This window comes from Paenibacillus sp. P2(2022) (genome assembly GCF_029522175.1).
Classification (GTDB): Bacteria; Bacillota; Bacilli; order Paenibacillales; family Paenibacillaceae; genus Paenibacillus; species Paenibacillus polymyxa.
Map to the genome: position 1 here is coordinate 49,983 of NZ_JAKWFI010000001.1, position 22,618 is coordinate 72,600.

Annotated in this window: 19 protein-coding genes; 15 read left to right on the forward strand and 4 right to left on the reverse strand. The window is 46.0% G+C overall.

Annotated features, from left to right (window positions below; translation table 11 throughout):
* Positions 1 to 196: 196 nt before the first annotated feature.
* The 11 genes from MMB75_RS00265 (at position 197) to MMB75_RS00315 (ending at position 13,627) form a co-directional block, all read left to right on the forward strand.
* Positions 197 to 1,264 (forward strand): AI-2E family transporter, encoded by a 1,068-nt coding sequence (locus MMB75_RS00265; RefSeq protein ID WP_016819086.1) that lies wholly within the window; start codon positions 197 to 199, stop codon positions 1,262 to 1,264.
* Between the two features lie 352 nt (positions 1,265 to 1,616).
* Positions 1,617 to 4,250: an alanine--tRNA ligase gene (gene alaS / locus MMB75_RS00270; protein ID WP_019688313.1), complete on the forward strand. Its 2,634-nt coding sequence runs from the start codon at positions 1,617 to 1,619 to the stop codon at positions 4,248 to 4,250.
* A gap of 136 nt (positions 4,251 to 4,386) precedes the next feature.
* Complete coding sequence (locus tag MMB75_RS00275) at positions 4,387 to 4,647, forward strand: IreB family regulatory phosphoprotein (RefSeq protein WP_007431624.1); 261 nt, start codon at positions 4,387 to 4,389, stop codon at positions 4,645 to 4,647.
* 9 nt (positions 4,648 to 4,656) lie between these two features.
* A complete protein-coding gene (gene ruvX, locus MMB75_RS00280) occupies positions 4,657 to 5,073 on the forward strand; it encodes a Holliday junction resolvase RuvX (RefSeq protein WP_016819084.1) in 417 nt (138 codons plus the stop codon).
* Between the two features lie 13 nt (positions 5,074 to 5,086).
* Positions 5,087 to 5,389, forward strand: a complete 303-nt coding sequence (locus tag MMB75_RS00285; protein WP_013372606.1) for a DUF1292 domain-containing protein — start codon at positions 5,087 to 5,089, stop codon at positions 5,387 to 5,389.
* Positions 5,386 to 5,691, forward strand: coding sequence for a DUF1292 domain-containing protein (locus MMB75_RS00290; protein WP_019688312.1), 306 nt, complete (start codon positions 5,386 to 5,388; stop codon positions 5,689 to 5,691). Before MMB75_RS00285 ends, MMB75_RS00290 begins: the two co-directional genes overlap by 4 nt.
* Positions 5,692 to 5,785: 94 nt before the next feature.
* Positions 5,786 to 6,814: an endolytic transglycosylase MltG gene (gene mltG, locus MMB75_RS00295; RefSeq protein ID WP_045244252.1), complete on the forward strand. Its 1,029-nt coding sequence runs from the start codon at positions 5,786 to 5,788 to the stop codon at positions 6,812 to 6,814.
* An 11-nt stretch (positions 6,815 to 6,825) separates the two neighbouring features.
* Entirely contained in the window at positions 6,826 to 7,755 is a 930-nt protein-coding gene (locus MMB75_RS00300) for a peptidase U32 family protein (RefSeq protein ID WP_016819081.1), read from the forward strand.
* A gap of 32 nt (positions 7,756 to 7,787) precedes the next feature.
* Positions 7,788 to 9,119, forward strand: coding sequence for a peptidase U32 family protein (locus MMB75_RS00305; RefSeq protein WP_013372602.1), 1,332 nt, complete (start codon positions 7,788 to 7,790; stop codon positions 9,117 to 9,119).
* A 224-nt stretch (positions 9,120 to 9,343) separates the two neighbouring features.
* Entirely contained in the window at positions 9,344 to 11,593 is a 2,250-nt protein-coding gene (locus MMB75_RS00310) for a methyl-accepting chemotaxis protein (protein ID WP_025676139.1), read from the forward strand.
* Between the two features lie 258 nt (positions 11,594 to 11,851).
* Entirely contained in the window at positions 11,852 to 13,627 is a 1,776-nt protein-coding gene (locus MMB75_RS00315) for a peptidoglycan D,D-transpeptidase FtsI family protein (RefSeq protein WP_045244253.1), read from the forward strand.
* Here the strand turns inward: MMB75_RS00315 and MMB75_RS00320 are convergent.
* Complete coding sequence (locus tag MMB75_RS00320; RefSeq protein ID WP_044787255.1) at positions 13,615 to 14,769, reverse strand: AI-2E family transporter; 1,155 nt, start codon at positions 14,767 to 14,769, stop codon at positions 13,615 to 13,617. The two genes, MMB75_RS00315 and MMB75_RS00320, sit on opposite strands and share 13 nt — an antisense overlap.
* A 178-nt stretch (positions 14,770 to 14,947) precedes the next feature.
* Here MMB75_RS00320 and MMB75_RS00325 point away from each other — a divergent pair, with 178 nt between their 5' ends.
* Positions 14,948 to 16,396: a polysaccharide deacetylase family protein gene (locus tag MMB75_RS00325; protein ID WP_045244254.1), complete on the forward strand. Its 1,449-nt coding sequence runs from the start codon at positions 14,948 to 14,950 to the stop codon at positions 16,394 to 16,396.
* 85 nt (positions 16,397 to 16,481) lie between these two features.
* On the opposite strand, the gene ilvD is transcribed toward MMB75_RS00325, so the two are convergent.
* The 3 genes from ilvD to MMB75_RS00340 all read right to left on the reverse strand — a co-directional run bounded on the left by ilvD (position 16,482) and on the right by MMB75_RS00340 (position 19,971).
* Complete coding sequence (gene ilvD / locus MMB75_RS00330; RefSeq protein WP_031462057.1) at positions 16,482 to 18,170, reverse strand: dihydroxy-acid dehydratase; 1,689 nt, start codon at positions 18,168 to 18,170, stop codon at positions 16,482 to 16,484.
* Between the two features lie 343 nt (positions 18,171 to 18,513).
* Positions 18,514 to 18,762: a KGG domain-containing protein gene (locus MMB75_RS00335; protein ID WP_013372595.1), complete on the reverse strand. Its 249-nt coding sequence runs from the start codon at positions 18,760 to 18,762 to the stop codon at positions 18,514 to 18,516.
* Positions 18,763 to 18,936: 174 nt separating this feature from the next.
* Positions 18,937 to 19,971, reverse strand: a complete 1,035-nt coding sequence (locus tag MMB75_RS00340) for an acyltransferase family protein (protein WP_031462056.1) — start codon at positions 19,969 to 19,971, stop codon at positions 18,937 to 18,939.
* Between the two features lie 314 nt (positions 19,972 to 20,285).
* Between MMB75_RS00340 and MMB75_RS00345 the strand changes: the two genes are divergently transcribed.
* Genes MMB75_RS00345 through MMB75_RS00355 form a run of 3 tightly spaced genes read left to right on the forward strand, consistent with a single transcriptional unit; the run spans position 20,286 to position 22,614 of the window.
* A complete protein-coding gene (locus MMB75_RS00345) occupies positions 20,286 to 21,092 on the forward strand; it encodes an alpha/beta fold hydrolase (protein WP_045244255.1) in 807 nt (268 codons plus the stop codon).
* A 14-nt stretch (positions 21,093 to 21,106) separates the two neighbouring features.
* Positions 21,107 to 21,877, forward strand: a complete 771-nt coding sequence (locus MMB75_RS00350; RefSeq protein ID WP_017426733.1) for an HAD family hydrolase — start codon at positions 21,107 to 21,109, stop codon at positions 21,875 to 21,877.
* Positions 21,874 to 22,614 (forward strand): NAD-dependent protein deacylase, encoded by a 741-nt coding sequence (locus MMB75_RS00355; RefSeq protein ID WP_017426734.1) that lies wholly within the window; start codon positions 21,874 to 21,876, stop codon positions 22,612 to 22,614. The genes MMB75_RS00350 and MMB75_RS00355 overlap by 4 nt, the downstream gene beginning before the upstream one ends.
* Positions 22,615 to 22,618 lie beyond the last annotated feature (4 nt).

Below are 22,618 nucleotides of genomic sequence, written 5' to 3' on the forward strand. Positions count from 1 at the left end.
GTTTCAGAAATGTGAAAGCTTAGGATAGTGCTTTGTACTTATATCGTCAGATCGAATGACTTTGTTTATTGTTTTCATCCATTTTCATCAATTTTTCACAATGGTTATTAATGGGACATCTCAGACTGGCGGGAAGGATTAAAGTACAGGTACAGGCATATACTTAAAGGAGGCTAGTCCGGTAAGGGGGCACAAAATGGACCAATTAACGAAAAGTAGACTGTTCCGGTACGGCATATGGACGCTGCTGGGACTCGTCATTCTATATTTTATCTGGCTGCTGAGACCTTTGTTTTTTCATTTGTATGAATTTCTGAAAACAATCATTGCTCCGTTTGCGGTAGCGATGATCATCTCCTATGTACTTAATCCTGTAGTGAGTATGCTGGGCGGTCGAAAGGTGCCTCGTAGTGTAGCTGTACTGCTTATTTACGCTGTGTTTTTGGCCAGTCTTATTGTGATCCTGATGAATCTGATTCCGATGTTCATTGAACAACTGGATGAGCTGAATGAGCATCTGCCAGAGCTGACCATGCATGCACAGGGACTAATGACGAATATGGACAGCGGTATTTTACCCCAAGGGGTGCGTACGGGGATGAATCAATGGTTTTTCCAACTGGAGAATCGGATGGCTACTGGGATTTCTACCTTTATGGACAACATCGGTGGGATGATCAACATGTTGTTTAATGTGTTCATCGTACCTTTTCTCATTTTTTATATTTTAAAGGATTTTGACGTGTTTGAACGGACGATTGTTTCTTATCTCCCGCGTTCTCGTCGTAAGGCGATTGTATCGGTGCTTAAGGAAATTGATCAGGCGCTTGGCAACTATGTCAGGGGCCAATTGCTGGTGTGCGTCATTATTGGCGTAATGGCGTATATTGGATATATGCTGATTGGCATGCCTTATGCGCTATTGCTGGCCGGAGTTGTGGCTCTTTTTAATATTGTTCCATATCTGGGCCCCTTTTTGGGCGCTGCACCGGCAGTAATTATGGCTTCTACGGTTTCCTTAAAAATGGTGCTTTTAGTGGTAGTCGTTAATTCCTGTATTCAAGTTCTTGAAAGTAATGTAATATCCCCTCAGGTGGTAGGGCGAACGCTGCACCTGCATCCGTTAGCCATTATTTTCGCTCTGCTAGTGGGTGGGGAAATTGCGGGAATTGCTGGCTTGATCTTGGCAGTTCCAGTGATGGCTGTTTTGAAGGTAGGGCTTCAGCATTTTTTTGCATATTACGTGAAGCGAAAAACAATCTAATTTCGTCTATATCCCAGATGCATGCTGTCTGAAATCGCGTTGACACGGCTAAATGACACGGATATACTGAATTGAGTATGTTTAAATGTGTTTATCCAGTAGGGAAAGCTCATTTCGGAGTGCGGGCTGAACCCGCCGGGATGCTCCCGTTACCAGTGAAAACAAGGCGATCGATCGTCCGTTAAGCAGATGTTGGTGTGTGCGCTTGCACATGTGGCATTTCGTACAGAGGGGACGGCGATAACCAGGGTGGTACCGCGATACAATCGTCCCTGATCCGTTCAGGGGCGTTTTTCTATTTTTTATGGCCTGTGCCAGAAACCAGTGACACCATAATTAGGAGGCTACTTATATGAAAGCTAGTGAAATCCGCTCCAAATGGCTGGAGTTTTTTGAAAGTAAGGGACATGTGATTGAACCAAGCGCACCGCTTGTTCCACACAAAGATCCTTCCCTGCTATGGATTAATGCAGGTATGGCGCCGCTTAAGCCTTATTTTGACGGACGCGTAAAACCAGAAAATCCACGTATCGCCAATTCGCAAAAATGTATTCGGACGAACGACATTGAAAATGTCGGTAAAACGCGTCGTCATCATACGTTTTTCGAAATGCTTGGGAACTTTTCTATTGGCGACTATTTCAAGGAAGAAGTCATCACATGGGCGTGGGAGTTTCTGACAGACCCGAAATGGATCGGCTTTGATCCAGAACGTCTGGCTGTAACGGTATATCCTGAGGATGAAGAAGCGTATAAGCTGTGGAATGAAAAAGTTGGACTTCCGGCTGAACGTATCATCAAACTGGAAGACAATTTCTGGGATATCGGTGAAGGCCCTTGCGGACCTTGTACGGAAATTTTTTATGATCGTGGCGAAGCCTACGGCAACGACATGACAGACCCTGAAATGTACCCAGGGGGAGAAAATGAGCGTTATCTGGAAGTGTGGAACCTCGTATTCTCACAATTCAACCATAACAAAGATGGCAGCTACACGCCGCTTCCCAATAAAAATATAGATACAGGAGCTGGTTTGGAACGTTTTGCATCCATTTTGCAAAATGTGGATTCCAACTTCGATACGGATATCTTCCAGCCACTAATCCAGAAAACGGCTGCCATGGCAGGAGTTAAATATAACGACAATGTGGACAGTGATGTGGCTCTCAAAGTCATTGCTGACCATGTTCGTACCGTGACTTTCGCGATTGGTGACGGTGTACTTCCTTCTAATGAAGGACGAGGTTACGTCATTCGCCGTTTGCTGCGCCGGGCTGTTCGCTATGGAAAAATGTTGGGCATGAATCGTCCATTTATGTTTGAACTGGTGGAAACCGTTGGGGACATCATGGGCGTGTACTATCCTGAAGTCGTGGACAAGCGTGATTTCATCATCAAGGTGATTAAAACAGAAGAAGAGCGTTTCCATGAAACATTGACAGACGGATTAGCTATTTTGGCTGATATCAGTGCTCAGGCAAAGGCCGAAGGCCGCAATGTCATTAGCGGAGCAGATGCTTTCAAGCTGTATGATACGTATGGGTTTCCATTTGATCTCACAGAGGATTATGCGGACGAGCAGGGCTTGAAAGTTGATCGTGAAGGTTTTGATGAAGCGATGCAGGAACAGCGTCAACGTGCGCGTGATGCTCATCAAGACAATGCCAGCATGAAGATTCAGGGCGGAGCTTTGTCCGATCTGGCGGTTAAAAGTGAATTTGTTGGATATAATGACCTCATAACTGAGTCCAAAATTGTGGCAATTGTATATAATGATATGCTGGTGGAGAGTGTTAGTGAAGGGCAGTCCTGTCAGGTCGTGCTGGATGTGACTCCTTTCTATGCCGAAAGCGGCGGGCAAGTCAGTGACCATGGCTTACTGCGTGGTGGAACGGTAACCGCGAAGGTTGAAGGGCTGTTCAAGGCGCCGCAAGGTCAGCATGTGCATCAGGTCGTTGTAGAAGCCGGTGAGCTGAACGTAGGCGACACGGTAAAAGCTGAAGTAGATCAGGCTTCACGTGGAGAAATTGAGAAGAATCATACGGCTACGCATTTGCTTCACAAAGCGCTTAAAGAAGTACTGGGTGACCATGTCAATCAGGCGGGTTCCTTGGTAGAACCTGGGCGTCTGCGTTTTGACTTCTCCCATTTTGGTAGCATTACCCCAGAAGAGCTGGCAGATATTGAACTGCGGGTTAACCGTGCCATCTGGAGCCAACTGGATGTGACTATTGAACTGAAACCGATTGACGAAGCCAAGGCGCTTGGAGCGATGGCGTTGTTTGGTGAGAAATATGGTGATATTGTACGGGTCGTTAAGGTTGGCGATTACAGCATCGAGCTGTGCGGAGGGTGTCATGTCAGCAATACTTCGCAAATTGGGTTGTTCAAGCTTGTCAGCGAGAGCGGCATCGGATCAGGTGTACGTCGTATTGAAGCAGTGACCGGACGTTTTGGTTTTGAGTACATGGAAGGTCAATTAGAGCTGTTGAAGGTGTCGGCTGGGCTGGTTAAATCCAAGCTGTCTGAGGTGCCAAAACGCATCGAATCTTTGCAGCAACAAATTAAAGACCTCAGTCGTGAAAATGAATCACTGCAAAGCAAGCTGAGTGCTATTGAGGCGGGTCAGCTGACTGATCAGGTCGTGCAAGCTGGCGGAGTGCAGTTGTTGGCTGCACGCGTGCAGGCCTCCAGCATGGATGCGCTGCGTGCGATTGCTGATGAGCTGAAAAGTAAGCTTCCTGCAGCTGTGCTGGTGCTAGGCGCTGCAATGGACGACAAAGTTAATTTTGTCGTTGCTGTCCCAGCTGAGCATACCAAGGCAGGACTTCATGCAGGTAAGCTCGTGAAAGAAATTGCGGCCGTATGCGGCGGCGGTGGCGGCGGACGACCTGACATGGCGCAAGCCGGGGGTAAGGATGCCAGCAAGCTGGACGAAGCACTTCAACGTGCACATGAATTGGTGTCAGCAGCCTCACAAGGATAAAGTTCGATAATTTTTGCGGATTTTTGGAAAAAAACGGACTTAGACATTTCCTTGAAGGGCTTTGCTTATGGTATGATATAAAAGAATAAGCTGGCATAAACATGTACACATGTTTTGTGGAAGCGAGGTGTCAACAATGGATTCCATGGACAAAACGGTCAAATTTAATGTCAAGGCGGATGAGAAGGAAGCTTCTGCTCAGGAGATTTTGTTGACCGTATATGATGCGTTGGTAGAAAAAGAATACAATCCGATCAATCAAATCGTCGGGTATTTGCTATCCGGTGATCCGGCTTATGTGCCACGGCATAATAATGCTAGAAGCCTGGTGCGTAAAAAAGAACGCGATGAATTGATTGAAGAGCTGGTTCGTTTCTATCTCGCTAAGCATCGTTAGGAGACAGGCATGAAAGTAATGGGATTGGATTACGGGGATCGCCGAATTGGGGTCGCCGTAAGTGATGCCTTCGGCTGGACCGCCCAAGGATTGGAAGTCATAGAACGACGCGGTGACGACAGCGAGTTCGGTAAAATTGCAAATTTGGTTCGTGAACATGAAATTGGTGAGGTTGTTGTAGGCTTACCGAAAAATATGAACGGAACCGTGGGTCCACGCGGTGAGATTTGCATTGAGTTTGCGAACCGGCTCAAGGAGTTACTGGGTTTACCCGTTCACCTTTGGGATGAACGGCTGACGACGCGTTCGGCAGAGCGTGCGCTTCTGGAGGCCGACGTCAGCCGCAAAAAACGCAAGCAGGTGGTAGATAAACTGGCCGCAAGCCTGATCTTGCAAAATTATTTGGACGCACACAGTACAAGGTGAGGGGGATTTCGTAATGGCTGAAAATCAATTGGGTATGGAAGAAGAGCCGGAAATTATTTATATTGCCGATGACGAGGGCAACGAGGAAGAGTTCGAGGTCATTATGAAGTTTGAGGTAGATGGTTCCGAAGCGAAGTACATGATGGTTGCGCCAGTGGACCCTGAAGCTGATGAGTCCGATGTGTACGCCTTCCGTTACGAGGAAGAAGGCGATGATATTAAATTGTTTGTGATCCAAGACGATGCCGAATGGGAAATCGTCGAAGAGACCTTTAATACATTTGTAGAGGAAGAAGAAGAGGAAGACGGGAAATGACGAGCTATTCACGTGAAGACCTGAGCTGGACCTCTGATTTGAAAGAAGCTTTTGATGGTGACATAGAGTTGCAGGATGAACAGGGTCATGCGTTACGCATGGAGTTGGAAGCAGAGTTCAAGGTAGGTGAGCAACGGTACGCCGTATTGCGTAGACCTGGCGCTGCTGCTGGCGAACATGAATTATATCATGTAAGCTCATCCACAGACGGCGAAATCTCCATCACCACCATTGAAGATGATGATGAGTGGGAAGATATTTCTGAGCTGTACGACGAATGTACGTTGCCGGAAGAGCTGTAAGTCTGGATAACGAGGAGATCAAACCTGAAAGGGCGGACCAGTCCGCCCTTTTTGGCTGTGAAGGAGTTGGGTGGATGTGAAGCGAAGGACAAGGATGCTTACGTTGCTTCTCCTGCTTGTTTGCATAGCAGGAGGTGCACTCCTCTATATATGGAATGCCATGCAGCCTGTTCAGCCGAAAACACAACCCGTTGCTTTTACGGTGGTAAGAGGTACGGGAACATCGGCTATTGCAGATACGCTGAAGCAAAAGGGACTTATACGTAATGCGCTTGTGTTTAAGGCTTATGTAAAATTCAAACAGCAAGGAAACGCATTTCAGGCTGGAAAATATGAAGCGCAGCCTGGCGCAACCTTTGATCAGTTGATTGCCAAGCTATCGGCTGGGGATGTAGTCAAAGAGGAAATGATTCGTTTTACAATCCCGGAGGGTTTTACGATTAGACAGATGGCAGATAAACTGCAAAAGGAAGGACTGGCGGACCGGCAGCAATTTTTGCAGCTGGCCAACGATCCGTCCGCTTTTGACGTCGCGCTGGTGCGGGACATACCAAAGCAGACGGGGCTTCGCTATGCGCTGGAAGGCTATCTTTTCCCGGAAACCTATGAACTGAAAAAAGGAAGCACAACCAAGGATATCATTCAGACGATGCTGGAGCAGACGCAAAAACGTCTGGATACCATTTCTGATCTGGATGCCGGGTTGCAGCAACGCAGTGAAACACTGCATCAGTTGCTGACAGTTGCTTCTCTGGTAGAGCGCGAGGTGGTTGTAGACGATGAGCGGCCTATCGTAGCTGGCGTTATTTATAACCGCCTTCAACAGGATAAAAAGCTGGAAATTGATGCTACAGTTCAATATATGCTGGACAAGCAAAAGGAACGACTGTATTACAAGGATTTGGCTGTAGAAAGTCCTTATAATACGTATATGCATCAGGGACTTCCGCCAGGACCGATTGCAAGTCCCAGTCTGAAATCAGTAGTGGCGGCTCTACAGCCAAAATCTACAGATTATTTATTTTATGTGACCAAAAAAGATGGGACACATAAACATTTATTTGCCAAAACGTATAAAGAACATTTGCATAACATTCAGATAAGTAACCGTAAGACAAATTAGGAGGTGAGCCTATGGCTTACAAACCCGAACTGCTGGCAACTGCCAGCTCTCCGGAGGATGCCCGCCATATGCTGGAGGCTGGAGCAACTGCATTGCTGATTGGAGATGACCGCTTTGGCATGCGACTGCCAGGACATTTTACCCCGGACCAAATCCGTGAGGTTGTGGAAGAGGCAAGGAAGCATGCGGCGCAGGTATATGTATCTATGACGAATTTGATGACGAATGAGCTATTGCCACTTCTTCCCGAATATGTGCAGACCATAGCTGGATGCGGCGTAGACGCCATTGAGTTTAATGATCCAGCAGTGCTCATGGCTGTGAAGGAATATGCCCCTCATCTGAAACTCTTCTGGAACGGAGAGATGATTTCTACCAACTTCGCAACCGCCAACTACTGGGGTGAAAAAGGGGCATCACGTGTCATCTTGGCTCGTGAGCTCAGTATGGATGAGATTACGGAAATGATTCCAAAGTTGAACATAGAAGCACAGGTTCAGGTACATGGAATGACCAATATTTATCACTCCAAGCGTAAGCTTGTTCAAAGCTATATGCTGCACCAAGGTCGCACGGTAGAAGGTGACCTCGGCAGAGGGCGTGGCTTGTTTCTGATTGAAGCAGAGCGGAAGGAAGAGAAGTTCCCCATTTACGAAGATATCAACGGGACACATATTATGAGTTCGGATGATTTTTGTATCATGGAGGATCTGCATATTCTGATGGAGGCGGGCGTGCACAGCTTTAAGATCGAGGGCTTGTTGAAACCCACCGCTTACAATGAGGCAGTTGTCCGTGCTTACCGTAAAGCTATAGACAGTTATACAGCCGACCCGGATGCTTATGTTTATGATGAAAGCTGGCTGGATGAGGTTCGCCGCCTTCAAGACCCTGAACGGGAACTTTCCTTCGGATTTTTCTACAAAGAGCAGGTTTATTAATTACAAAATGAATTTACAGAGGGGGGAACGTCATGGGAACGATCACCAAAACGAGAAAATATACAGGTAAACGAAATCGTTTGGATAAGCCGGAGTTGTTGGCTCCTGCCGGAAATCTAGAAAAGCTGAAGTTTGCCGTTCACTATGGCGCGGATGCTGTATATATAGGTGGGCAAAAATACGGTCTGCGTTCTAACGCCGATAATTTCAGTTTTGAAGAAATGCGTGAAGGTGTGGAATTCGCCAACAAGTACGGTGCTAAGGTGCTTGTGGCGACTAATATCTATGCTCACAATGAAGATATTGCCGGAATTGAGGAATACTTGCGCAATCTGTATGAAGTAGGAATTCATGCTGTTATCGTCGCTGATCCGGCTATTGTATCCGTGGCATTGCGGGCAGTTCCCGGATTGGAAGTGCATTTGAGTACACAGCAGTCCACGTTGAATTGGCAAGCGGTAAAGTTCTGGAAAGACGAGGGACTGCCGCGTGTGGTACTTGGACGTGAAACCAGCTTGGAGGAAATCGAAGAAATTAAAAAGCATGTGGACATCGAAATCGAAGCTTTTGTCCACGGTGCAATGTGCTCTTCATTTTCCGGTCGCTGTGTGTTATCCAATCATTTTACAGACCGAGATTCTAATCGTGGAGGATGTTGTCAGTCTTGCCGCTGGAAATATGATTTGTTTGAGGATGCCCGTCCAGGTGAGGTTTGGATATCTGAGGAAGAGGCACAGGACAACAATGTACTAAAACAGTTCCAGCTTGGCGTTAACCAGCTTCCATTGTTTGAAGAGAGCGATAATGCTTTTTCTATGGGTTCCAAGGATCTGTGTATGATTGAAAATATTCCTGATCTGATTGATGTGGGTGTAGACAGCTTTAAAGTGGAGGGACGTATGAAGTCCATCCACTATGTGGCTACGGTCGTGAATGTCTACCGTCAAGCGATTGATTCCTATATGGCTGATCCGGAAAATTATGTACTCAAACCAGAATGGATTGAAGAAATTAACAAGGCAGCCAATCGTCCGTTAAATACTGGATTCTTCTATGATACACCGGATCATGAGGATCATATTTATGAGCCGGAAGAAAAAGCGGTCCCTTATGATTTTGCCGGACTGGTCATGGACTACGATGCTGCAAGTGGCATCGCAACGATTCAACAACGCAACCATTTTAAACCAGGTCATGAAATTGAATTTTTCGGTCCGAACGGAACCTTTTTCAAGCAAACGGTCGGAACGATCTGGGATGAGGAAGGCAACGAATTAGATGCTGCACGTCATCCGCTTCAACGAATCAAAATGAAGGTAGATCAGCCTGTATCATATTTTGATATGATGCGTAAAAAGAAGTAAATAAGTCTTAAGTCACAAGTTAAAAGATTCAAAAGCCTCTCCTATCGGTTGGAGAGGCTTTTTTTTGAATAGTTTTCTAGGAAAAAAGTTTCACAAAATTTAGTGGGTACTCAAAGGAAAGCTACATTCCTTGTCGAATAGTTCCGATAGAGACTATATAGATAATAGATACATAATGGATGACGTGGAACAAGAAACTAATTATATAGTGGTAGGTGAGAGGAATGGGTTTTCGGAAAAAAGAGGGGAATACAGCAAAAAGGCAACCCAAGAAAAAGGATCAAATGAAAGGTTTAAAAGGAAGTAAAGTAACAACGGATAAAGGGGAGGAGACGGTTGTGATGTCTTCGAAGGGTACTCCCTGGGTAGCTGAGGTCTTACGTAAATGCACAAACAATTTAAAGCGTTTACTTAAGCCTGAAAGATACAGTAAGGATTTTATGCATTTAGTCAAAAACTATAATCCGATCCGTTCGGTTGGGATGAAGTTGTTTCTGATCTTTTTTGCGGCCATTATGTTATTTGTGGTCAGCTTGGGAATGCTCTCGTACTACAGAGCTAAAAGCACGATTGAGCAAAATGCAGCTACAGCGTATCAGCAAACGGTTCAGCAAACTTCGGAAAAGCTTGATATTATTTTAGAGCGCTTTCAAGACACATCGACACAGGTATTTTTCGATACTGAATTAAGTGATCAGTTGCAAAAGGCTGTAAAGCAAGATAAAAATCCCTTTGCATCTTTTGTTGCTATGGGAGAAGTAAACAAGAAATTAACCAATATTGCTTTTACAAATAAAGCGATTGATTCATTGTATTTGTACCCGGAAGAAACCAGTTTAGCTGCAATGGGTACCGGAACACAAAAGGATGTACGGCAGGAAGCATGGTTTAAGGATATTTTGAAAAACAAGGGAATGGTTTGGCTACCTACGCAGGTGAATGACAATGGCAGCAAGACCTTTCGTCTGGCACGATCCATGAACAGCATGTCCGGGTTGGGAGGGACTTATGTTCTGGTTATGGATTTAAAGGCCAGTGCGGTGGAGGACGAGTTGAAAGGTGTTAATTTGGGCTCAGGCAGTATGATTAGCCTTGTGACAGACAAGGGGGAGTTTGTAGGTTCTAACAATGAGAGCTTGGCCGGGGGAAAGACAAAGCTGGATTACGTTTCCAAGCTTGAAGGGATCGAAGGAAATCAAATTATGGAGCAGGTAGCAGATGGCAAAGAGCAAAGTGTGCTTACGGTTCATAATACACTGGGAACTTCCAAATGGATTCTCGTGGGTGTAGTACCTGTATCTGAGCTGGTGAGAGACGCTAAGGGGATTCTAACTACGACCTGGGTATTTGCTGCGGTGGCTGCACTCATTGCATTGTTCATCGGCCTGTGGATCGTGCGCCTCGTGGCTCGTCCACTGACACACCTGAAGGATTTAATGATTGAAGGCGCCAAAGGCAACTTGCAAATCCGAACGAACTATAAGGCTCAGGATGAAATTGGGCAGTTGTCCGCTAGCTTTGATACAATGATGGAGCAAATTACACTGCTGGTAGAACAGACGAATGCATCAGCACAGGAGGTACTGAATACAGCGACGGAACTGAGTGATGCCTCGAAGAAGACAGCCGTTTCAGCCAAAGAAATTGCAGCTGCGACGGAAGAGATCGCTCATGGTGCCACCAGTTTAGCAACAGAGGCGGAACGTGGTAGCGGATTAACGGGGAATATATCCCAGCAAATGGATACGGTTATGACTTCTAATTATGAAATGAGTCTGGTCGCACAAGAAGTTGAACAGTCCAGTGAAAAAGGGACAATTCAGCTGAAAAATCTATTGAGCAAGACTAAGGTTACGGAAGAAACTACGCATGCTTTGGTAGGCAAAGTAGATGAACTGAAGAAGACAACTTCCGATGTCTTTAAGGTGCTGGACGTATTGCAGGATATTGCTAAACAAACGAACATTCTATCCCTGAATGCGACGATTGAAGCGGCACGAGCAGGGACAGCCGGGCGTGGTTTTATGGTGGTTGCAAATGAGGTCCGTCAGTTGGCAGAACAATCACGTCAAGCCATTCGTACAGCTACAGGTATTACGAATAATATCGTCAATGAGATGAATGAAACGGTGCAAGCGTTATCTGAAGTGTACCCGCTGTTCCGGGAGCAGATGGGAGCCGTACGAGAAACGACGGACATTTTCCAATCGGTGCAGCAGCAAATGGGCGAGTTCGCGCTTCGGTTGGGAACAGTCACCGCCTCCATTCATCATCTGAGTGAATCGCAGACTACTTTGTCTGAGGCAATGACCAATGTTAGTGCGGTAGCCGAGCAATCCTCTGCTACTTCGCAGGAAGTCGCTTCTCTCAGTAATGAGCAGGCCAATATCGGTAATCAGCTGGTAGGCTTGTCTGATAAGCTGGAAGGAGTTTCAGTGAATTTGAAAGAACAGCTTTCAAGGTTTACAGTGTAGGTGTTGTAAAATCAAGGTTATCAGGGAAATCTCTTGAGAAGGAAAGCAGATTATGAATACAAACACAAAGTGGGCCTGGGTGGTTCTAGCCATTACTATTTTTATAACGGTTTATTATTCGTTAGATGAAATTTTAGGTTGTAGCCCATATTCATCACTAGATATCCAATAAATTCGGTAACCCATTCAACATTACATGTTGAGTGGGTTTTCTTTTTCCATCACCGGACATACTACTGGAAAAATGATGAAAGGAGGATGGATGTGTCTAGGCGTCATAGCAGTTTCATTCGTCAACGTCGAATTGCATATATAGCCCTGGGGATCATGGTATCGCTACTGATTTTATGTTTCCGACTGGCTTGGATTCAGGGAACAGCAGGCATTCATTTGTCATTGTATGGGGGACATTCGCTTAAAGAAATGTCAGTACGTCAGCGACAGGAAGGAATCGCTATTGATACTGGGCGTGGACAGTTTACGGACCGACACGGGCAGCCCTTGACTGGAGGAGTCGTATGGACGCCAGTGCTTTTTCCCGATGTAGATGGCCGAGCAGCTTCGCATGGACAGGAGCTGGCCAAGTTATTGCATACGAGTAAAGGGCAACTGTTGACGCAATGGAAGGGACTGCAATCTCCGCTCATATGGAGGGATGGACGTGGAGAGCCTGTACAAATCCATCCGAATGAAGCGGGCAGACTGCTGAAGTTAGCCCCTTCGCTCATAGAGCTTGTACCGTATGCGCAACGTTATAGGGACTTGCCCAATGGCAGACAATGGCTTGGTTTTATGTATGAACGTGGTGAACGAGCAAGTGAACTACCGATGGGGGCAGCTGGCCTGGAAAGAACGCTAGAGCCGCTGCTAAGCGGGGTTGGTGAGACATTCGTCTCTCGGTTTGTAGATGCCCAACGTCGTCCATTGACTCATGTCCCGCTTCGTGTCAGTGCTCCATCCAATAGTCACTATCCATTACAGGTGAAGACTACAATTGATCTCCCGTTGCAGGAACAGATTGAGAAGCTGACAGAATCTAACCACTTGGCAGAAGGAGCAGTCGTTGTGCTTGATGCAGGCAACGCGGATGTGATGGCGATGGTGTCTCGTCCTTTCTATAATCCCGCTCATGTTGATCCGCAGCAGAAAACAGACTGGTCTAATCGTGCTCTCAAAGCAGTAACGCCTGGTTCAATTTTTAAGTTGGTTACGGCTGCGGCTGCACTTGAATCAGGTGTGGTTCAACCGCAGGAGCAATTTCATTGTCATGGAGCCTATGGCAAGTACGGCTTGTCATGCTGGAAAAAAGAAGGACACGGAACCCTGAACCTGGAGGAAGGGCTTGCCGTATCCTGTAATAGTGTGTTCGCCCATCTCGGCGAACGGCTTAACGCCGAGCAAATTCAGGCCGTAGCCTCTGCACTAGGATTGAGTCGAACCGTGGGCTGGCAGGACCGGGATCTGGCAGGACTACCTCAATTCAGACCGATGGATCACGAAGAAAAGGGAGCCGTATTCGGCTCCCATACAAATGCATCTGATCCAGGCGTACGTGTGCAGACAGCTATCGGCCAGCGTGATGTGCTGGTGACGCCTCTCCAAGCAGCTAACCTCATCGTGACCTTGCTGCACGATGGTCAAGTACATGCACCGCGCATCGTAAAACGCGTCAGCTACGCAGATGGAAGCACCTTGCTGGAGCTACCTGCTCACGCTGCTCCTTTACCCCAAGGCAGCCGCTCGATTCGCACATCCACGGCTCATACGCTTCGTGAAGCAATGGAACAAGTTGTGACACACGGTACAGGTGCCTCCTTGCGTAACAAAACCTGGAAGCTGGCCGGTAAATCGGGTACGGCCCAAGCTTTAAAAAACGGTCGCCCCATAAATCACCAGTGGTTTATTGGTTACGGTCCGATAGAGCGGCCACGTTATGCGGTTGCCGTTCTTGTGCAAAATGCTTCAACGCATGCTGCAAATCAGGCCACAGCACTGTTCGGCCAAGTCATGGATCTGCTAGCTCAATCCTCTTGAGTCCTGCGAGTAGCTTCACGTTCTTCCTCCTGAATTTTGACGATAAAAGGAGGCTCGTCAAATTCCTCAGTCGGAAACCGAATCCATTGCTGCAAATAACCTTGCTGCCACAATTCCTTGAGCAAAATGATCAGAATGGGGGATAGGATTAATCCGGCCAATCCGAAGATGGATAACGATATAATGGCAAAGGAAAGCATTAGATAGGCAGATGAGACGCCGATGGAATTACCAGTAATTTTGGGCTCCGCCAACTGGCGCACAATCACGGTGACAGCCATGACAATAAGCAAGCCTACAGCCAAGCCGGTATTCCCCGTGATGAACAAATACACTGCCCACGGAATAAAGATAACAGGCACACCCAACAACGGCAGAATATCAAACAAAGCTGCTACGAGCGCCAACGATAGGGCATTATCTACTTGCAAAATGAGTAAACCTATAAATACGAGCACAAAGGTAATTCCCACCAGTAAGGCTTGAGCCTTGAGAAAGGCGGAAATGGCTTTAAGTACATGATTTTTTAGAAAAAGGTACGCCGTTTTTAGTGTCTTCGGTGTTTTACTGCGAGCAATTCCTTTCCAGAGATTAATTTCCATACTCAAAAAGAACGCTAAAATGATGGCAACCGCAAAGTTGCCCATAAAAACAGTGAAAGAGCTGAGAAATTGAATGAAAAAAGATAACCCTAGCTGTGCCCATTTCGTAGCAATGGTGGTAGCAGTCGCAAAATAATCATTTACACGTTCGGTAACACCCGGAGGCAAGGCAGCAATTTTATCTTGAGAAAGATGAAGAATCCGCGTGAATTCCGTTTGGATAATCTGGGTATAATGTGGGAGGTTTTGCGCGACTTTTGTAAATTGAGTAACCAGGATCAGGCCCAATCCGAAAAAAATAGCCAGTAATAAGATGATAAACAGCAATACGGAGAGTGCGGAGGCAAAAGGCTTTTTCATGCCTTTGCGATGAAAATAACGGGCAGCAGGTTCAATGCACCAAAACACGACGAATGAAAGGAACACAGGTGCGGCTAGCTGATACAGTTTGCTGGATACGAACATAATTAAATACACAGTTAATACGATCAGACCGATATCAAAAACAGTACGCCAATATTTTTTGTACAATGGAAGCATATGTATACAACGACTCCTTTAAGATTTTTATTTATTGTACACTAAATTGAATCTCAATGCTGACCAGTAGCAATGGCAAAATCTCGGCATGCTTACATCATTGTGATAACATATAAGTAAGTGAGTTTTCCTCAGGAGGCCTGCTTGGAAGTTCAGAATAGAAAAGTGGGGATAAAACGTGCAGACTTTGCTGTTATGGATGTTTTACATTTCAACTTTTTATGCTTTTATTCCGGCGCTGGTGAGTCGTATATTTGGTTTCCGGGTGTTTAGGCGTGGCAAAAGTGACCAAGAATATGCGCTAACCTTTGATGATGGTCCTGATCCAGTCTATACACCACAGTTGCTCGATTTACTCAAGCGTTTTGATGCCAAGGCTACTTTTTTTGTTGTAGGGTTGAATGCCGAAAAACACCCTGAGCTTCTGAAGCGCATGCATGATGAAGGTCATCTGATCGGTATTCACAATTATGTGCACAAATCGAATTGGCTTATGCGGCCTGTTACTGTTAGAAGACAAATTGCCCAGACAGAGTCAGTCATTCGTCGCGTAACTGGCGAAGGAACGACCTTTTATCGTCCACCTTGGGGGATTGTGAACTTTTTTGATATTTCCAAAAACAATGGTCGTCGAATCGTATTATGGTCCTCTATGTTTGGTGACTGGAAGGCCAGCATTGGAGCAAAACAATTAGCAGAAAGAATGCTCAAAAAGCTGAGGGGTGGCGAGGTGATGCTGCTCCATGACTGTGGTACGACATTGGGGGCAGACGTAGAAGCGCCACAGAATATGCTCATTGCGCTAGAGAAGCTATTGAGGGTCGCCCAGGAACGGCAATTACGCAGCGTCCGCGTGGATACATTGTTTTGCCGTCAATCTGGCTATCATTCCACTGTCTCCTGCTTGTCCAGTACAGATTGGATGAAAAAAACGATGGTATTCGGATGGCTACAATACGAGCGCCTTTTTCACGCCTTGTTCCGCCTTCGTCCTGTTAGCAAGGATAACACGATCTTTTATTATCGTCGCCGTATCTATCATGGACCCAATATTAACATGGAGAATGGTAGGTGGCTGGAAAAAGGGGATCCCATAATTGAGCTTCATTTTGACAATAAAATGTTGTTTCAATTGGGATCGTCGGCAAAGTCCTTGGTACATCTAGCGATTCAATTGATTCGAGTTGTGAAAAGGCAACTGCCTGATCTTACTCAACGGGTTGTACATGATTCTGGTATGAAGGGTGTAAAGGCGATCTATGCAGTAAGTATGATTCATCGAGGACCTGAAAAATTAGGCTTTCAAGTTCGGGAGCTTCCCCAAGGACTGTTTAAGCATGTATCTACTGTATATTTAAAGCTGTTATTTCGTATTATCCATCCTTCGGGTTCAGAACAATTGAATGAAAAAAAAGAGGTCATGATACCGAAATTAATCGTGATGCCCATTGATACCTTGTTTGATCGTTTCCAACCGGGAGATTCGCACCGGGCAGACCAGGCTTTTGATCCAACTGATCAAAGGGATGTTGTTCATACACTCAACAGTGAAATGATAGAAGAAGGTGACCCTATGTATGCTTCGATTAGGGCTTCACAAACAGCGGATACAGGATCAAGCAGTTGACCTAATAAAAAAAGCCACTCGATCCTTTTGTAGGGGTCGAGTGGCTTTTTAGTAGTTCATATAATAATCTATATTGGCAAAGCACTTAGATTTTCATAATTCCGCCGTTACTTGCGTTCGTCACCAGCTTGGAATAACGGGCCAGGTAGCCTGTCTTTACTTTCGGCTCGAAGCCTTTCCAATTGGCACGACGACGGTCGAATTCTTCGTCCGTAATGTGAAGCTCAATCTTACGATTGTTCAGGTCTAGCTCAATGATATCGCCGTCCTCAACAAAAGCGATAGGTCCGCCTTCTGCTGCTTCGGGGGAAATATGACCGATGGAGATACCACGGGAAGCACCTGAGAATCGTCCGTCTGTAATCAGACCAACCTTGGCACCAAGCCCCATGCCCACGATTTGTGAAGTCGGAGCGAGCATTTCAGGCATACCAGGTCCGCCCTTAGGACCTTCATAACGAATAACAACAACATGTCCTTCGTCAATTTTACCGTTAGCGATGCCAGCCAGCGCATCTTCCTGTGAATCAAAGCAGATGGCAGGGCCTTTGTGATAACCGCCAACAGAAGGATCAACCGCACCGACTTTAATAATGGAGCCTTGTGGTGCCAAATTGCCAAATAATACAGCTAGACCGCCGCGCTCGGAATAAGGGTTGTCCAATTTGTGGATGACGTTAGTGTCCAAAATTTCCTGACCCTCTACGTTTTCACGAAGGGTTTTCCCAGTTACAGTAATACAGTCACCATGCAATGCGCCCGGTTTCTTCAATAGCTCATTCAGCACTGCGCTTACGCCACCTGCATTATGGACATCCTCAATGTGATAGTCGGAAGCAGGTGCCAATTTGGACAAATGAGGTACACGGTTCGCGACTTCATTGATGCGTTCGATAGGGTAGTCAACCTCAGCCTCATGGGCAAGTGCCAATGTATGCAATACGGTATTCGTAGAACCACCCATTGCCATATCCAGTGCAAATGCATTATCAATGGCTTCTTTAGTCACGATATCACGTGGTTTGAGATCAAGCTTAATCAATTCCATCAATTGGCGTGCAGATTGTTTGACGAATTCTTTGCGTTCTTCTGCTACGGCGAGAATGGTGCCGTTACCTGGCATAGCGAGTCCCATCGCTTCTGCGAGACAGTTCATAGAATTCGCTGTGAACATTCCTGAACAGGAGCCGCAGGTTGGACAGCCATATTGTTCTAGCTCAAGCAAACTTTGATCATCGATTTTGCCCGCCTGGAATGCACCTACACCTTCGAAGACGGAAGTCAGGGAAATAGAGCGTCCGTTCTTATCTTTACCAGCTTTCATAGGACCGCCGCTGACGAAAATAGTCGGAATGTTAACACGCAATGCCCCCATCATCATACCAGGGGTAATTTTATCGCAGTTAGGAATACATACCATGCCGTCAAACCAGTGAGCGGAAACGACAGTTTCCAAAGAGTCTGCGATAATTTCACGACTTGGCAGAGAATAACGCATACCGATGTGTCCCATGGCAATGCCGTCATCTACACCAATAGTGTTAAATTCGAAAGGTACACCGCCTGCTTCACGAATGGCCTGCTTGACAATTTTGCCAAACTCCTGCAAATGGACGTGGCCCGGTACGATGTCAATATACGAGTTGCATACCGCAATAAACGGTTTGTCAAAATCTTCTTCTTTGACGCCCGCTGCGCGCAGCAAGCTGCGGTGAGGAGCGCGGTCAAAGCCTTTTTTAATCATATCGGAACGCATTTTCGTCTTAGCTGTCATGATGCTGGTTTCCCCCCAAAGTATAAAAATGGTATGGCATTCAATTGAACGCCGTAATAGCGCAGATGTTTTCTAAAGAGTCTATCATAGTTGTGCGCATATTTCTACATATATGAGGATTTTGAAAAAAGTATAGAAGTGTTCTGTAAGCAACAATATATAGATAGGAACAGTTTTATTTATCTATATATTGCATCTGTAAGGATTTGAATTGGATTCTTCAAAACTCTGATATCCTGATATATTAGCCTATCGGATAAATAGGAGAAGCCCATTCCGCTATAAAACGGATGGGCTCAGGCTTGTTTTTATGTTAAAGGAGGGTGGAATATGAAACTATATTTTAATTTCTGCCACCTTTACGACCGATGTCTCTGTAGAAATTTTTGTCATGCGACTCAGCTGTAGCATCGCCGCCCTTTTTGCCGATTTCCTGATAAAATTCCTTATCATGTGAGTTTGCAGTTGCTTGCCCGCCTTTCTTACCAATCTCCTGATAAAATTCCTTGTTGTGCTTCTTGGAAGTAGCTTCTCCACCCATACGGCCTGCTTCTTCGCGACTCATTTTACCCTGATTTTGATTACGTGCCATTACAAATCACTCCTTATTAAAAAGTTGTTTTTTGTTGCGCGTATCATTTACTTACCACATCTTGCCTGTATGAAACAGGCACTATGCGCGAAGTAAAGAGGGGGAGACCCACTTCCATTCTCGTCTGTAAGTGGGTTGTCGCGTGCTGATTGTGACATATCAATGGATAAAAAGTTACGCAGACCGTCTAAAAAGATAAGGAGCGGGCTTCAACATCCACTCTACCTGTGGCTCAATCAGAGGCCGTGTTGCAGTTCGAACCCAAGGCATGGTCAACAGACAGCACAGACCTGTGGCGCACACTAGAATCAACATGACTTCCACAGGAGTATCTATATACTCGTAGACCCCCTTTGCAACAACGGAACGGACGATTAAGCCATGCAGCAAAAAGACATATAATGTACGTCGTCCCATCTCGGTTATACGTCCTGTGACGGCTGGAACAAAGCTTAGAAACGCCATAGATGCTATCCATTGAACTCCATAAATGCCGATACGGTAAATCCCTGCGTACCATTCGGTATGGCCCAGTTCACCATAAGTCATGTTGCCATATAGCCAGCCTGCCGGGATGCCAAAATACGACGTTCCCGCCAGTACCATAAGAAAAAGAGATACAATACCAGCGATGATACGGATAGGTGTTGTGAAGAAGCGTCGAACGTCCGCATAATGCAAATGATAACCTGCTACAAAGTAAGGCAAATAAACAAAGGTTCTACATACGCTTAGCCATATACCGTCTACAGGGAGATATCCGACAAGGATACCTAGCAGCACGGATATACCCAGTTGGAAGACTGGTGGTATTTTCTGAAAAGATAGCATCAGCAGTCTCCAGCAGATGTGGCTGGCAAGGAACCAAAGCAGCAGATAAGGAGCAAAAAAAGAATGATGGATATGGGGAACGTGAAAGATTACGATATCCAAAATTGAATAAAGGGATTGGAAAATCAGATATTGCATACCGATCTGAAGCAGAACCTTTTGTCCTGCGAGACCCGTCAAAGTGGTTTTGGCAAAGTAGCCTGTAACGAGTACAAACAACGGCATATGAAACATGAATATCCAGCTGAACCATTGTTGGGCAAGATGAAGTGAACCGACTAATGGCTCCAGGGCGTTTCCTGCAAATACGCATATAATCAACAGAAATCGCAAATTGAGAAAAAAGCTTTCCCCTTGTACATCATGGCTTGTCGTCATGTGTTTCCCTCCGAACGGCTTCTGCCGACTAAACTATTTAAAAAATAATTCTTTACATGGAACAAGGTACGATACTCTGGATTGTAACATTGTGATTTTATTCACAATAGTAAGCGTTATCATGTCCTTTTTATGTGGCGAAAGCTTGAACACGGAATAAAGATGGGCTTATGTCTGGAAACGTGTGCTAATTTGACCCTGTACAGGCAACGATGTTACCCTAACAAGGTTATAGTTATGCTAACAAATACAGCGACACCATTTAGATTCAAGTTACGAATCACGAGGTACGAAAGTCGAAAGGAACTTATACGATGAGAAGAAGAACAAGAAGATCATACAACTCCTATGGAACACGCGGATCTCGGAAAATATGGAAAATTCTTTTAGGCATCCTAATTGTCATCGTGCTAATCGTGGGTTGGGGAGCATGGAAGGTATTTACGCCTTATCAGCCTGACGAGACGGCTGCTGCTGCATTAGCCGAAATAGCGGATACTGTGAAAGTAAATGAGCAAGAGCATTGGTTAAGTTTTGAGCCTACCGAAAGAAGTGGATCAGGAGTCATTTTGTACCCAGGAGCGTTGGTTAAACCCGAAAGCTATGCGCCCTTGGCACGCCGTCTGGCAGAAAAGGGTCATCATGTAATTATTGTAAAAATGCCACTGAACCTTGCATTGATCTCACCGGATTTGGCGAATGAAGTGCTAAAGGCGTACCCGAAGGAAGTCTTTGTTATTGGCGGACATTCGTTAGGTGGTGTGATGGCGGCCCGATATGCAGCTGCACATCCTGATCAGGTTAAAGGTGTATTTTTCCTTGCTTCCTACCCGGATAACAAGGGTAATTTAAAGGATAAAAATCTGCCAGTGATTTCTCTACTAGGAAGTGATGATGGAGTCATCCAGATGAAAAATGTCCAAAGTGGGAGAACTTATTTACCTGCCAACACGCTGTATTTTACAGTCGAAGGGGGGAACCATGCCCAATTTGGCAGTTACGGTGCCCAGAAAGGGGATAATCCTGCGAAAATTAGCGCCGTTGAGCAATGGAATCAGACGGTAACGGCTTTACAGGACTGGATGAAAGAGAGTGTAGATTCAGCTTCTAAGAACCCGTAAAGGAGGTGTGATGCATGTCTGAGCTGATCGTGCAGGGGAAGCGATATTCATGCCGTGGCATCTTATTCGATAAAGATGGCACACTACTGGATTTTATTCAGTTGTGGGGTCCTTGGGCTCGTTCTATACTGGATATGATGGAGCAGCATCTTGTCGTGGCGGGAGCTGGTTTTACGATGGAAAAAGGCAACATTCTAGGCACTGTTCACGATCAGGAGGGACGTGTGATCGGTTACGATCCTTCTGGTCCGCTGGCAATGGGGACGGTGGATGAAAGTACAGGTGTGCTGGCTTGGCAGCTTTATACTGCCGGTGTCCCGTGGAATGAAGCTGTGCGGCTTGTCCGCGAATTTAATAAAACAGCGATGGCTGACGTCCGCCGACATCGGGCAGCGAAGGTGTTTCCGGGGTTGCGGACCTTATTGGAGCAGAGTCGCCGTGCCGGATTGAAGCTGGCGGTTGTGACCTCTGACAGTACAGAGGCTGCACAAGAGCATCTGGAGTGGATGGGGCTGACATCCTATTTTGACGAGATCATCGGACATGATAGGGTTACATACGGTAAGCCTGACCCGGAAATGGCTGAAAAAGCTTGCGCGTTACTAGGACTGTCGCCAGCGGACGTGGTAGTGATCGGAGACAGTAATGGGGATATGCAGATGGGCAAGCGTGCCGGAGTACGGCTAGCCATTGGATTTGCGCCGGAACCGGAGCGTTCCGGTCATTTGCTGGATGCGGATAAGGTGGTTCGTGGATATAAAGAGCTGGAGGTGCGTAGAGCATGAAAGTTAATACGTTGGCGGATTGGATACAGCAATCGCAGAATATTGTTTTTTTCGGCGGAGCAGGGACATCGACGGAAAGTGGTATTCCAGATTTTCGTTCAGCAGCAGGCTTGTATCAGAGCGAGGAAAAATTACCTTATTCTCCCGAGGTTATGCTTAGCCGCTCTTTTTTTGTGAAGCATCCTGAGGTATTCTTCGGTTTCTATCGCAGCAAAATGCTGCATCCCGATGCGAAGCCGAACGGCTGTCATCATTTCCTCGCGTCTTTGGAAAAGCAAGGCCGTCTTAAAGCGGTTGTGACGCAAAATATTGACGGATTACACCAGGCTGCAGGAAGTATGAATGTACTGGAGCTTCACGGCTCGGTACATCGCAACTACTGTATGGAATGCGGTCGCTTTTACGATCTAAATGAAGTGATGAACAGTTCCGAGGTTGTACCTAAATGTCCGGTAGATGGAGGAATGATCAAACCGGATGTCGTTTTATATGAGGAAGAGTTGAATCAAGATACCCTTATTCAATCCATTCAGGCCATTTCTCAAGCAGATCTGCTGTTAATTGGAGGAACGTCACTGACAGTTCACCCTGCGGCAGGCTTGATTGCTTATTTTCGCGGTAAACATACAGTGCTGCTGAATACAGACCCCACTTCATATGATCACAAGGCGGATCTTTTGATCACTGAACCGATCGGTAAAGTTATGGAAAAACTTGCTCATCAATTGGGCTTGTAATCGT